The following is a 12,951-nucleotide window of genomic DNA, read 5'->3' on the forward strand; positions in this document are numbered from 1 at the left end:
GATGGGCAGCGGAACGGGCACGGGTACGGGTGCGGTCACCAGCCGGCAGCGCGGGGACCGACCGCCGCAGGCGCACGCGACGTTCGGGGTCGGCGTCATCGTGCTGGACGCGGGCGGGCGGGACCACGCCGCACGACAGTGGCGCACGGGCGGGCGGCGCGACGGGTCCGGACGGTGGCACGGTGCCCGACAGCGGCACGGTGCCGGACAGTGGCACGGTGCCGGACAGTGGCACGGTGCCGGACAGTGGCACGGTGCCGGACAGTGGCACGGTGCCAGACAGCGGCACGGTCGCGGTGGCCTCCTGGTGGGGGCTGCCGGCGATCCAGCGCGCCACGGCGTCGACGCGGGCGGTGGTCGCGGACGCCCGGTTCGGCGGGCGGCTGCCGACCTGGCAGAACCCGTCGTTCCTGGGCCCGGCGTCCCATGCCGTCCTGGACGGTGGGTCGAGCGCGGTGCTCGGCGACGCCCCGCACGCGGCAACCGGCGGGCCCGTCCCAGGTCTCGAAGGCCGGGCGGGCGCCCTGCCGCTGGCCGGTCAGGCGCAGCCGGTGCAGCGCGCCGAGGCGGTGCCCCTCCGGGCGCTGCCGCAGAGCGCCCCGGAGGCCCCTGGGCAGCGGCTGGCCGCACCGGGATTCCCGCGCACCCGAGGCGGGCCCCGGCTGACGGCCGTGCCCTTGGCCGCCGGGCGAAGCGGGTCGCGTACGGCGGGGGCGGCGCACACGGCGAGTACCACGCGTGCGGCGAGTACGGCACGTCCCATGGGCACGGCGCGGGCGGGCGCGATCGCCACGCGTGCGCCGGGAAGCTCGGCCACGCGTGCGCCGGGAAGTTCCGCCACGCGTGCGCCGGGAAGCTCGGCCACGGATGGCGGCCCGCTGTCCGTACCGGTGCGTACGGGCGGGCCGACAGCCGCCACTTCGTCCCCCCGGGCGGGGGTGGGCGGCACCCCCGGCCGCACCCCCTCGGTCCAGCGGGCGGGCGCGAGCGGCCCGGCGTCGTCGCCGTCCTCGGCGTCCGCCGGGTCACCGCTCACCGGCGGGGCCGGGTCCGCGCCGATGGTGTCGGTGGTACCGGCACCCGCGCCGGAGGCGGCCCCCGGCCCGGCCCGGTCAGCCACGACCGGGCCCGGTTCCCCGGCAGTGCCCGCGCGGTCGTCCATCGACGCCGCCGCTCCTCCGGTGGCCCCCACACCGGTACGCCCGTCGTCAGGGCCAAAGTCCCTGACCACGGCGCGGGCGGTGCCGCCGATGGTGCGACGCCGGGCACTGCCGGTGCCAGGCCGGCCGTCGGGCCTCCCCGGCGGCCGGCCGCCCGAGGCGACGTCGGCGCCCGACCCGCCCGGTACGGCGGACAGGCCGTCGGCGTCGTCAACGGGGGCGGCCGGACCGGCCATTCCGCCCACGGTCGGCTCACCGGCCGTTCCACCCACCAACAGTGGACCGGCCGTTCCGCCCACCGGCAGTGGCCAGGAAGGCGGCCGGCGCACCAGGCCGGGCGCCGCCCGGAGGGCCGCCGTACGGAACCGCGCCACCGGTGGCGTCCCCACCGACTCCGGTGGCAGCGGTGACGGCCCGATACAGCGCGCGGCACCGCGACCCGACGCGGCCGGGGCAGTGCGCCCCGGCGGTGGTCCGGGCGGCGCCTCCACACCGCGCACATCCGGCGGGAACACCCGTCCCACCGGCGCTCCTTCGGTCAGCGACACGTCCGGTACGGACGCGACCCCCTCCGGCGGCACTCCGGTGAGCCGCTCCACGTCGCGCACCTCCGGCAGTGGCACCGGCACTGGCACTGGCACCGGCACTGCTCCGGGCAGCCGTACATCCGGTACGGACGCCGCTCCCCCCGGCGGCACTCCGGACAGCCGCACCACGGCACACACCTCCGGCAGGGAAACCGGCCCCAACGGCCCCAACGGTCCCAGCGGCCGTACGGCTGCCACGGCCCCGCGAGCGGGCGGCGGCGCGTCAGGTACGGCGGTCGGCGGCGCCCCTGTGCAGCGGGCGGTCGCCGGGCCGGGCCGGGGCCCGGACATCGGGCGCAGTGGCGGCCCGGTAGCGCCCATCACGACGGATCCGACCGACCCGATACGTACGGCGAGCGCCCCCGAGCGAGGCGCGACCGCCCCCGGGGACAGCCCGGCCGCACCGAGCGCGCCCGTGCGCGATGTCGCGCCCGGCCCCGGTGCGGCGGGACCGCGACAGCCCGGTGCGGACACCGGGCCGGGCGCTCCCCCGGCACGTCCGGTACCCGGCACGGCCCACCGACCGGCGGCCACCGCGCCCGGCGGCTCCGCGCCCGCCCTCCAGCGACGACCGGGATCACCCCCTCCCCGGCCCACCGCCGTCCCGGCCGCCGGGAGCCCTTCGCCCGCCCCGGCCCGACCGGACTCCCCAACGCCCGCCCCCGGAACCAGCCCTGGAGCCACGCACCCGGCACCCACCGCGAGCGCGCCCGCCGTCCAACGACGGCCGGCACCATCGCACCCGGCGCCCACCGCCGCGACCGGCCACACCCAGGCAACCGCACCGCCCCGGCCAGGGCCCCCAGCACCCGCCCCCGCGCCGGAGCCGGTACGGGGCGCAGCCGACTCCGTGGCCGACTCCGCTCCCGAGCGCCCGCGGGGTCATGCCTCCCGGGCGACCGCCGGACCCGCGTCGTCCGCCGCCGCCTCCCCGGGCCCGGCCGCGAGGCCGGTCGGCGGCCCGTCCGGCACACCGCTCCCGCTCCCGCTCCGGGTCCCGGTCCCAGTCCCGGGTGCCCGCCGGGGTCTCGGTGCGCCGATCGCCTCGCGGCCCGCCGCCGCTGTGAACCCGCCGGCCGCGACGGAGGCGCCGACCCCGCCCACCGCGCGTCCCGCGCCGCCCGGTTCGCCCGCGCGCCCTGTTCCGGGGCTGCCCGCCCCGTCGCGGGCCGTGCCCGCGGTCCAGCTCGCCCCGGCCCGGGGCACCGTCCCGAACCGGCCCGTGCTCGGCGCTCCCGTCCAGGCCGTGCCCGCCGATGCCGCGCCGCCGGCGGCAGCGCGTCCCACCGTGCCCCCGGGCGCTGCCCGGTTCGCCCCCGTGCCCCCGGCGTCGGCGCCCCCGTCAGCCGTCCGTACCCCGGCCGTTCACCCCAGGAAGCCGCCGGCCACCGCGCAGGCGGGCCGGTCCCGCCTCCCCGTGGCCCCGCTCGTCCCGCCCCGGCTCCCGGGGCCCGCGCCGACGGCCGCCCGGGGCGATGCCGCTGCCCGGCCCGTCGTCCAGCGCGCCGGGAAGCAGAGCCCGGCGCCCGGCGGGTCCTCGGCCGTCAGCACCCGTACCGCCCCACCGCCCATGCCTCCGGCCATGCCGCCGACCGTGCGTCCGGCCGGCCCCGTACCCTCACCCGCCCCGGCCGGCGCACCGCCCCCGTCCGCGAGTTCGACGCCGCCACCCGAGTACCCAGCGGTCCCGGGAGGCTCGTTCGACCCACGGCAGCTCACCGACTTCCAGCTCGACGAACTGGTGCACCGGATCATCGGCCGGGTCACCCGGCTGATCCGCACCGAACTGCGGCTGGACCGCGAACGCGTCGGCAGACTCCGCGACTCCCGCAACTGATCCGCGGCTCCCGCCCCCGACCCGCCCCTGACCAGCCCCTGACCAGCCACCGACCAGCGTCCACCCAGCCACCGACCAGCCACCGACAAGCCACCGCCCCGGCCCCGGGTCCGACCCCCGTCCGACCCGCCGACCGGGCACGACAGACACGACAGAAAGGCCCCCGCGCGATGCCCCGCCAGGACCCGGGCTCCACCATCTGGTTCACCCTCAGCATCGACGGCGAGAGCCTGGGCTTCTTCAACGGATGCGAGGGGCTGTCGTCGCAGGTGGAGATCGAGCACCGCCAGGAGGGCGGCAACAACGGCTTCGTCTGGGCGCTGCCCACCCGCGTCACGTACTCCACCATCCGGCTGACCCGCCCGCTCACCCCGGACACCGCCAAGGTCGCCCGGTGGATCTCGTCCGTGCAGACCGGCATCAGGCGGCCCACCGCGCAGATCGCGGCACTGCGCGCGGACGGATCCCAGGTGGCCCGCTGGGGCCTTGTCGATGTGCTGCCGGTCAGCTGGACCGGGCCCACGCTCGACCCGGCGAGCCCGGCCGTGGCGACGGAGGTCCTGGAGATCGCCCATCACGGATTCACGGCCTGAAGGGGGTACGGCAGACATGGCGAAAGCAGGCAAGGGAGCGGGCAAGAGCCTCGTTCGCGCCACGCTCGCGATTCACGAGCCCCCGACCGGCGGGGGCACGACCCCGGGCGGGATCATCAAGACGTTCGCCTTCGACTTCAATCCGGCGCAGTTGTCGCTGTCCCGGCGTGCCGAGTGGAAGACCACCCCCGCGCAGATCGAACGGAGCGGTTCGCTGCCGGAGTTCATGGGTGCCCGGCCGCGTGAGATGAGCCTGGAGATCTTTCTGGACTCCTCCCACCAGCCGACCGGCAACACCGTGCTGAAGAAGGTGGAGTCGCTGCTCGACTGCTGCGAGGTGACGGCCAAGAGCATCGGCACCAAACAGCCTTCGCCGCCGTGGGTCGTCTTCCAGTGGGGGGCGTTCTCGACGGCCCGGTTCACGGCGTACGTCGGTTCCGTGGAGGTCGACTACGCGCTCTTCGGGACGACGGGCGTCCCCATCCGCGCCACCTGCCGGCTCCAGTTGCACGAGATCCCGAGCAAGACGAAGGGGCAGAACCCGACGTCCGGCGCGCTCACCGCGCGGCGGGTGCACCGGGTGGTGGCGGGCGACTCGCTGCCGTCGCTGGCCTGGCGGGAGTACGGCGACCCCACCGCGTGGCGCTCGATCGCCGAGGCCAACGGCATCGACGACCCGGCGCGGCTGCCGCCGGGAGCCGAACTGGTGCTGCCCGCCGCCGAGGAGGTGCGCGCCTGATGGTGCAGTCCACGTTCTCCGCCGTCATCGATGTGCGGATCGGCGGCGCCAGGCTGCCGCCCGCGTACGCCCGGGCCCTGGTGGACAGCTGGGTCGACCAGGGCGCCGGGGTGCCGGCCGCGTTCCGGCTCACCTTCCGTGACCCGCACCGGCTGATCCTCGGCAAGCTGGGCGTCACCTTCGGCACCAAGGTGGTGCTCGCGCCGGTGGCCGACGGGCGGGGTGCCGCCGATCCGCTGCTGACGGGCGAGGTCACCGCGCTGGAGGCCGACTACGACGGCACCGGTTCCTTCGCCGTCATCCGCGGCTACGACTACGGCCACCGGCTGCTGCGCCGGCGGCAGGTGGCCGCCTACCGCAACCAGAGCGCGTCCGACATCGCCCGCAGGCTGGCAGCGCAGGCGCGGGTGCCGATCGGCATGGTCGAGCCGACGAAGACGGTGTACGAGTTCATCAGCCAGTCCAATGTCACCGACTGGGACTTCCTCGCGCGGCTCGCCGACGAGAACGAGATGGTGATGTCGGTGGACGCGAAGGGGAAGTTCAGGTTCGTCCGGCCGAAGCCGTCGTCCGGGGCGCCCTCGCCGAGGACCGATGGCGACAAGAGCCCGTTCGTGCTCCAGGGCGGGCACGACATCCTGCGGCTGCGGGCCGCCGTCACCGCCGCCGACCAGATCGGCCGGGTCGAGTCGCGCGGGTGGGACGTCACGACGAAGAAGAGGCTCTCGGCCACCGCGCCCGCGATCACCCACCCGGGCATCGGCATCGGCACCACCCCGGGCGCTGCGGCCAAGAAGTTCGGGACGGCCAAGCTGGTCGGGACGGACACACCGTACGACCGGCAGAACGAGGTGAGGTTCGCCGCCAACGCCCTCGCCGACGACGTCACCTCCTCGTTCGCCGAACTGGAGGTCGTCGCGCGCGGGAACCCGAAGCTCCGGCCGGGTGTCCCGGTCGCGCTCGCGGACGTGGGGGCGCCCTTCGAGGGCAAGTACACCGTCACCTCCGTACGCCATGTCTTCGGCGACGGCAGGCACTACGAGGCGTGGGTGACGGTCAGCGGACGGCAGTGGCGTTCGCTGTACGGGCTCGCGTCCGGCGGCGGGGAAGCGGCTCCACGGCTGCCGGGCGTGGCCAACGCGCTCGTCACCGACGTCCAGGATCCGCTGCGCCAGGGGCGGGTGAAGCTCCAGTTCCCGTGGCTGGACGACACCTATGTCAGCGACTGGACGCGGACCGTGCAGCTGGGTGGCACGGGCGGCGGCGGGGTGTTCCCGATGGACGTCGGCGACGAGGTGCTGGTCGGTTTCGACCGGGGCGCCCTGGACCATCCGTTCGTCATCGGCGGGCTGTACAACGGCAGGGACCGGCCGACCCCGGTCCCCGACGTACCCCTGCACGACGGGCTGCGGAAGCAGGCGTCCCGGCACACCGTCTCCGACCGGCAGGGCAACCGCCTGGACCTGCTCAGCCAGCGGACCGGTGCCCGCAGACAGGGGGTCAGGCTCGCCAGCGGCAACGGCAGGCTGACCGTCGACCTGGACCGCACCAGAACCGAGATCACCGTGGACAGCAAGGGCAAGGTCACCATCAGGGGCGGTACGTCGGTGTCGGTGGAGGCCGGCGGCGACCTCACGCTGAGCGCGGGCCGCCGGCTGACCATCAAGAGCGGCGGCACCCTGGACATCCAGGGGCGGGGTCTGGTGAACGTCAGCTCACTGATGGGCGCGGTGTCGCTGGACGCGAAGGGCGCCCTGAACATGAAGGCGCTCGGCAGCGCGATGCTCAGCGCGGGCGCGGCCGTACAGATCAACTCCGTCGCCAGCGTGGGCATCCGGGCCGTCACCGTGCCGCTCATGGGCCTGGTGACCGTCGGTGGACGGCCGGTGTGAACGGAGTGCACAACTCGCGCGGACGGCACGTACGGCACAGCCCCCACGGACGGCCCCGTCGGCACAGCCCCCGCGCACGGCACGACCACTCCTCGGGAAGGCAGGTACGCGGCTGATGGCCGAGCAGTTCGTCGGGTCCGGCTGGTCGTTCCCGCTGCGCATCGGGCCGACGGGCGGGATCGCCCTGGTCAGCGGGGAGCGGGAGGTCGAGGAGGCGATCCGGCTGGTCCTGTCGACCGCGCCGGGCGAGCGGCCGATGCGGCCCGACTTCGGCTGCGCGATCCACGACCTGGTGTTCGCGCCGGTCAACGAGCAGACCGCGGGCCGCATCCAGCACGAGGTGCACGTCAGCCTGGACCGCTGGGAGCCGCGTATCGAGGTGGACGACGTCCAGGTCACGGCGGGTTCCGCCGAGAGCGTCCTCTATATCGACGTCCGGTACGCGATCCGTGGCACCAACAACCCGCGCAGCCTCGTCTTCCCCTTCTATGTCATTCCGTCCCACGACGAGCCGGACAGCCCCGACGCGGCTGGTACGACCGGCCCGGCTCCCGAAAGCGACCGCTGATGGCTCTGCCCTCCCCCAACCTCGACGACCGGCGCTTCCAGCAGTTCGTCGACGACGCCAAGCGCTATATCCAGCAGCGCGCCCCCGAATGGACGGACCACAATGTGTCCGATCCCGGGGTGACGCTGGTCGAGACGGTCGCCCATATGGCCGACCAGATCGTCTACCGGCTCAACCGGGTGCCGGAGAAGAACCATCTGGCGTTCCTGGACCTCGTCGGGATCTCCCTCTTCCCGCCGTCGGCCGCCCGCACGGATGTGACCTTCTGGCTGTCGGCACCGCAGGAGGAGCCGGTGGCGGTGCCGGTCGGCACGGAGGCCGCCACCCTGCGTACGGAGGGCGAGGAGGCGGTCGTCTTCGCCACCGAGCGGGCGCTGGCCGTCGTGCCGTGCGCGCTGCGCCATCTGCTGGTGCACCACCGGGGCGAACCGGTGGCGGACCGGACGCCCGATCTCGGCGAGGAGGGCAAGGATGTGCTGTGCTTCGCCGAGTCGCCCGCCCCGGGCGACTCCCTGCTGCTCGGCCTGACGTCGGCCGTACCGCACTGCGCGGTCGCCCTGGACCTGGACAGCAGGGTGGACGGCGTCGGGGTGGATCCGCGGCAGCCCCCGCTGGTGTGGGAGGCGTGGACGGCGGACGGCTGGCGGCCCTGCGAGGTGGACCGGGACGGTACCGGCGGTCTCAACCGCCCCGGCGAGATCGTCCTGCACATCCCGGGCGGACACGTCCTGTCCCGCAACGCCGGCCACGAGGCGGGCTGGCTCCGCTGCCGGGTCACCGACCCGCTGCCCGGCCAGCCCTTCTACACCACGTCTCCCACCATCCGGGCCGCCGACGCCTTCACGATCGGCGGCACCACCGGGGCGGTGCACGCCGAGACGGTGTACGACGAGGCGCTCGGCGAGTCCACGGGGCTGCCGGGGCAGCGGCTGCGGCTCGCGCACGCGCCCGTGGTCGGCGACGACCCGCCCCTGCTGCTCCAGACCGCCGAGCACGACGGCTGGCAGGACTGGCGGGTCGTGGCGCACTTCGGTGCCTCGGGTCCGTACGACCGCCATATCACCCTCGACGCCACCACCGGCGACATCGAGTTCGGACCGGCCGTACGCGAACCCGACGGCACCCTGCGCCAGTACGGCACGGTCGCCCCCAAGGGCTCGCCCGTGCGCGCCCGCCGCTATCGCACCGGCGGCGGCCGGGCGGGCAATGTGGCACGCGGCGCCGTGCGGATCCTGCGCTCCTCTATTCCGTACGTCTCCGAGGTCGTCAACCGCGAGGCCGCGCGCGGCGGGGTGGACGGGGAGACGGTGGCGGAGGCCAAGGTCCGGGCGCCGATCACCCTGCGGGCCCAGGACCGCGCGGTGACCCTGCGCGACTACGAGGAGCTGGCCCGCCGGGCCGCCCCCGAGACCGCGCGCATCACCTGCCTGCCGGGCGACGAGGGCGAGCACGGGGCCTACGCGGTACGGGTGCTGGTGGTGCCGCAGGCGGTCCCGGACCCCGGCGGCCGGCTCCGCTTCGAGCAACTGGTCCCCGGGGACGCGCTGCTGGACCGGGTGACCCGCTATCTGGACGAGCGCCGGCTGATCGGCACAAGGCTGGCCGTCGGGCCGCCGTACTACCAGGGCGTCACCGTGGTGGCCACCGTGCACGCCTTCCGGGGCGTCGACGCCGACCGGGTGCGCCGGCAGGCCCACGACGCGCTCTACCGGCATCTCGACCCGCTCACCGGCGGCACGGACGGCACCGGCTGGCCGTTCGGGCGGCCCGTCCAGGCCGGTGAGGTGTTCGCGGTGCTGCAACGCGTCCCGGGCGTGGAACTGGTCGACGAGGTGGTCCTGCACCCCGCCGACCCGCTGACCGGCAAACGCGGCGAGGCGACGGACCGCATCGATCTGTCGCCGCCGTCGCTGGCGTTCTCGTTCGACCATCGCGTACGGGTGATCGGGGACGGTGCCTGATGGGTCCCGACCACGCGGCCGGGAGCCGCGCCCCCGGGTGGCCCGCTCACCGCCGGCGCCCTGGGGCGGCTCTGATGGATCCTGCCGGGCTCGCATGCCCCGGCCGCCCGGCGGGGAGCCGCTCATGAGGGGTTCCATCGACGGTCTCGGCTCCTCCGCGCCGATCGGCGCGATGCTGCCCGCCGTGTTCGCCGACGACGATCTCGCCCTGCGTTTCGTCGCCGGGCTCGACGAGGTGGTCGCGCCGATCCACGGGGTGCTCGACTGCCTCGACACCTATTTCCGGCCGTCCCTCGCACCGCTCGACTTCGCCCGGTGGCTGGGCGGCTGGGTCGGCGCGGAGACCGACGGCAGCGAGCCCGAGCCGCTGCTGCGGGCCGCCGTGGCCGCCGCCGTGCGGCTGCACCGGGTCCGCGGGACCCGGCGCGGGCTGGCCGAGGCGGTGCGGCTCGCGTTCGGCACGGAGCCGGAGATCACCGAGAGCGGGGCCGCGGACTGGAGCGCCCGCCCGCTCGGCACCGTCCCCGGCGAACCGCGCCCGCGTCTGCACGTACGGCTGCGGCTGCCCGACCCCACCCCCGCGGACCACCACCGGCTGGACGCTCTGGTGTCCGCCGCCCGACCCGCCCATATGCCGTACACGGTCCAGGTGACCGCCGGCGAAGCCGCCGAAAGGACCCCGACGACATGACGACCCCCGAGAACTGCCCCGCGTGCGGCACCCGCGCGGAGGTGGGCCAGTCGTTCTGCGACTCCTGCGGGGCCGTGCTGAGCTGGACGAACCGGCAGGCGGACCGGCAGGCGGACCGGTCGGCTCCGGCGGCGCCCGGGGCTCGCTCCGGGGACGCCCCGGCGCGTCGGCACGGCGCGGCGTCCGGCGGTCCGGGCCGGGACTCCGGGGCAGGTCAGGGCTCGGCGGCCCCGTCCGCCGGCGCGGGCTCCGGCGCGGCCGGCGCCGGCGACGGCTGGGACGCCTTCTCCCGGCCGAGCGGTGGTGCGGGCCTGGCCCCGGGGGCGCGGAACCGGCGGAACACGGGTACGGCGGCATCGGCGATTCCGGACTCCTCGCCGTACGCCCCGGGCCCCTCCCGGGACACGGCGCTCACCGGTGCGGGCGACGGGAGCGGGAACGCCCCGGCCACCGCCGCCCACCGGGACACCGCCACGGGAGCCCCGCCCGCCACCGCCCGGCATACGGACCCGCAGACGGACCCGCAGACGGCCCCGTACATGGATCCGTACTTGGACCCGAACGCCCCGTACGTGGACCCGAACGCGCCGACCGAACCCCTGCCCCCCGCGACACCGGCACCGGCTCCCCCGGACACGGACGCCGGCGAACGGGCCCGCCGCCTCCTGGTCCCCCTCGCGGACCCGGAGCCCGGCCCCCCGGCGCCATCGGCCGGTGCCCCGGTCCTGCCGGGGCGGCCGGCCCCCCGCCACCCGCAGGCCGTACGGCCGCCCGGCGAGGAACCCGGTACGGACGGCGGGACCCCCTGCCCCTGGTGCGCCACGCGCAACCGGCCCGACCGGCACTACTGCGTCCGGTGCGCGATGCCCATGACCGGGGACGGGCCGGGGCCCGCCCGGGTGCGCCTGCCCTGGTGGCGGCGGCTGCCGGGCCTCGGCCACCAGGAGACTCCGTGGGCGGGCGACCGCCCCCGGCCGCGCCGCACCCTCGACCGCGTACTGAGCTGGCTGGGCTGGGCCGTCGTGCTGGCTCTGCTGATCACGCTGGCCGTCAACATCCCTCAGATGGTCCAGGCGACCCGTGACCACTTCGCCAAACGCGCGCCGGTCGCCCCCGACCGGTTCAGCGCGTCCCGCTCGTACCCGGGGCACCAGCCCCAGTCGGCCTTCGACAAGATCAACAACACCTGGTGGGGTCCCGGGGTGTCCCACTCCGGCCAGGGCGAGTGGATCGAGGCCCGCTTCGACCGGCCGACCCGGCTGCTGGACCTGATCATCACACCGGGCGTCTCGCGCCGGGCCGACCAGATCTCCCAGCAGGCGCACCCGCACCGGATCAAGGCGCACATCACCCTGGCCGACGGGAAGACCACGACGACCCGTACCCTCACCCTCGACCAGGGCGCGGGCGACCAGCGGCGGGCCTTCCGTGTCGGCGAGGTCAGCGCGGTCCGCTTCACCATCGAGTCCGCCTACGGGGTCGCGGCGAAGAAGCAGGTGGCCATCGCGGAGATCGAGTTCTTCGGCCCGTCGCAGGCGAACGCGAGCTGACCCCGGGAGGTGCCGGCCCGCTGTACGAGCTGGCACCTCCGCCACGCGGATGCCCCGCTCCCGGATCACCGGCCGTCGGCCGCCCGGCGCCTGCTGCCTGCCGCCTGCCGCCTGCCAGAACTGAGAGCTGAGAGCTGATCCGGGCCGCCCAACCGGAGGAACCCTAGATCCTTTCGAAAGTTTGAGTCAGATTCGTATCTCATCTCCCGGTTGGCTAGGATGGAGCGGTAAGACGGTGGCCCCCGCGGGGAGCGGGCAGGAAGCCCAGCCACCGGGTCGCCCCGGGGCCGGAGCGCGCCCCCGCGGGACCGGGTCGGCCCGGAGCCGGTGTGGCCGACCCCCTCTCACGAAAAGGCGGCGACACGGTCATGAAGGCAGCAGTTCTCACGGAACTGGGAAAGCCCCCGCACTACGGCGATTTCGACGATCCGGAGCCCGCGGAAGGCGAGGCGGTGGTCAAGGTCACCGCGGCCGGGGTCAATCACTTCACCGTGCTGATGTCCTCCGGGAAGTTCTACGCGAAGCCGCCCGAGGTGCCGTTCGTACCCGGCGGCGACGGCATCGGGCTGCTGGCGGACGGCAGCCGGGTGTTCTTCGATGTGACGGTCCCTCCGCACGGCGCCTGGAGCGAGAAGACCCTCGTCCCCCGGGACGCCCTGCTGGCGGTGGACCCGGCGGCCGACGATGTCTCCGCCGCGGCCGTGGGCAACAGCGGCCTGGCGGCGTGGACCGCGCTGAGCTGGCGGGCGGGGCTCGCCCCCGGCGAGACCGTGCTGGTGCTCGGCGCCACCGGCGCCCTGGGCCGGATCGCGGTCCAGGCCGCGCGGGCGCAGGGCGCCGGGCGGGTGGTCGCCGCCGACCTGGGCGGCGAGAAGCTCGCCGCGCTCACCGATATCGGCGCCGACGCCGTGGTCGACATCGGCGGTGACGGCCTGGACCGGCGACTGCGCGAGGCGGCCGGCGGCGGCGCGGACGTGATCATCGATCCGCTCTGGGGCGCCCCCGCACTGGCCGCGCTGGGGGCCGCCGCCCACGGCTGCCGCCATATCCAGCTGGGGCACATGGCCGATCCGGCGATGACTCTGCCCGCGGCCGTTCTGCGGTCCAAGGCCGTCGACCTGCGGGGCTACGCCCTCTTCCAGTGCCCGCTGCCGGTGCGCCAGGACGCGTATCTGACGCTGACGCGGCTGATCGGCGAGCGGACGATCACCGTGGACGCGGAGGCGGTTCCGCTGAGCGATGTCGGCGCGGCCTGGGAACGTCAGGTACGCGGGGCCGGCACGAAGCTCGTCCTGGTTCCCTGAGCCCGCGACCTGGCCCGTAGATGCCCCGGATTGGTGCGCCCGTGGCGGCTCACCGGTCCGGGGCTGTCC

Annotated in this window: 10 protein-coding genes and 1 pseudogene; 9 read left to right on the forward strand and 2 right to left on the reverse strand. The window is 75.5% G+C overall.

Annotated features, from left to right (window positions below):
• Together ACWF94_RS17585 and ACWF94_RS17590 are read right to left on the reverse strand one after the other, a co-directional pair.
• Positions 1–337, reverse strand: a pseudogene (locus tag ACWF94_RS17585) (hypothetical protein); the annotation flags it as partial.
• 201 nt (positions 338–538) lie between these two features.
• A complete protein-coding gene (locus ACWF94_RS17590) occupies positions 539–1,801 on the reverse strand; it encodes a hypothetical protein (RefSeq protein ID WP_453488483.1) in 1,263 nt (420 codons plus the stop codon).
• A 1,117-nt stretch (positions 1,802–2,918) separates the two neighbouring features.
• Here ACWF94_RS17590 and ACWF94_RS17595 point away from each other — a divergent pair.
• The 9 genes from ACWF94_RS17595 to ACWF94_RS17635 all read left to right on the forward strand — a co-directional run bounded on the left by ACWF94_RS17595 (position 2,919) and on the right by ACWF94_RS17635 (position 12,882).
• Positions 2,919–3,584: a hypothetical protein gene (locus ACWF94_RS17595; protein WP_453488485.1), complete on the forward strand. Its 666-nt coding sequence runs from the start codon at positions 2,919–2,921 to the stop codon at positions 3,582–3,584.
• 170 nt (positions 3,585–3,754) lie between these two features.
• On the forward strand, positions 3,755–4,177 hold the full coding sequence (locus tag ACWF94_RS17600; RefSeq protein WP_453488488.1) for a phage tail protein: 423 nt from the start codon (positions 3,755–3,757) through the stop codon (positions 4,175–4,177).
• Between the two features lie 16 nt (positions 4,178–4,193).
• Positions 4,194–4,916 carry a CIS tube protein gene (locus tag ACWF94_RS17605; RefSeq protein WP_453488491.1) on the forward strand — a complete coding sequence of 241 codons (723 nt, stop codon included), beginning with the start codon at positions 4,194–4,196 and terminating at the stop codon, positions 4,914–4,916.
• On the forward strand, positions 4,916–6,808 hold the full coding sequence (locus tag ACWF94_RS17610) for a VgrG-related protein (protein ID WP_453488494.1): 1,893 nt from the start codon (positions 4,916–4,918) through the stop codon (positions 6,806–6,808). Before ACWF94_RS17605 ends, ACWF94_RS17610 begins: the two co-directional genes overlap by 1 nt.
• 115 nt (positions 6,809–6,923) lie before the next feature.
• The gene (locus tag ACWF94_RS17615; protein WP_453488497.1) at positions 6,924–7,376 is read left to right on the forward strand and encodes a GPW/gp25 family protein; all 453 of its coding nucleotides are present in this window, start codon (positions 6,924–6,926) and stop codon (positions 7,374–7,376) included.
• On the forward strand, positions 7,376–9,337 hold the full coding sequence (locus tag ACWF94_RS17620) for a putative baseplate assembly protein (RefSeq protein ID WP_453488500.1): 1,962 nt from the start codon (positions 7,376–7,378) through the stop codon (positions 9,335–9,337). The genes ACWF94_RS17615 and ACWF94_RS17620 overlap by 1 nt, the downstream gene beginning before the upstream one ends.
• 124 nt (positions 9,338–9,461) lie before the next feature.
• Positions 9,462–10,028, forward strand: a complete 567-nt coding sequence (locus tag ACWF94_RS17625) for a phage tail protein (RefSeq protein ID WP_453488502.1) — start codon at positions 9,462–9,464, stop codon at positions 10,026–10,028.
• A complete protein-coding gene (locus tag ACWF94_RS17630) occupies positions 10,025–11,578 on the forward strand; it encodes an NADase-type glycan-binding domain-containing protein (protein WP_453488505.1) in 1,554 nt (517 codons plus the stop codon). The genes ACWF94_RS17625 and ACWF94_RS17630 overlap by 4 nt, the downstream gene beginning before the upstream one ends.
• Before the next feature lie 368 nt (positions 11,579–11,946).
• Complete coding sequence (locus tag ACWF94_RS17635; protein ID WP_453488508.1) at positions 11,947–12,882, forward strand: quinone oxidoreductase family protein; 936 nt, start codon at positions 11,947–11,949, stop codon at positions 12,880–12,882.
• Positions 12,883–12,951 lie beyond the last annotated feature (69 nt).

The sequence above is a fragment of the Streptomyces sp. NPDC055078 genome (genome assembly GCF_053607985.1).

What these genes read in the sequence shown, in the direction of transcription:
- ACWF94_RS17605 (WP_453488491.1), top strand. Translation starts at nt 4,194, where the DNA reads ATGGCGAAAGCAGGCAAGGGAGCGGGCAAGAGCCTCGTTCGCGCCACG.
- ACWF94_RS17625 (WP_453488502.1), top strand. Translation starts at nt 9,462, where the DNA reads ATGAGGGGTTCCATCGACGGTCTCGGCTCCTCCGCGCCGATCGGCGCG.
- ACWF94_RS17635 (WP_453488508.1), top strand. Translation starts at nt 11,947, where the DNA reads ATGAAGGCAGCAGTTCTCACGGAACTGGGAAAGCCCCCGCACTACGGC.
- ACWF94_RS17600 (WP_453488488.1), top strand. Translation starts at nt 3,755, where the DNA reads ATGCCCCGCCAGGACCCGGGCTCCACCATCTGGTTCACCCTCAGCATC.
- ACWF94_RS17615 (WP_453488497.1), top strand. Translation starts at nt 6,924, where the DNA reads ATGGCCGAGCAGTTCGTCGGGTCCGGCTGGTCGTTCCCGCTGCGCATC.
- ACWF94_RS17620 (WP_453488500.1), top strand. Translation starts at nt 7,376, where the DNA reads ATGGCTCTGCCCTCCCCCAACCTCGACGACCGGCGCTTCCAGCAGTTC.
- ACWF94_RS17610 (WP_453488494.1), top strand. Translation starts at nt 4,916, where the DNA reads ATGGTGCAGTCCACGTTCTCCGCCGTCATCGATGTGCGGATCGGCGGC.
- ACWF94_RS17630 (WP_453488505.1), top strand. Translation starts at nt 10,025, where the DNA reads ATGACGACCCCCGAGAACTGCCCCGCGTGCGGCACCCGCGCGGAGGTG.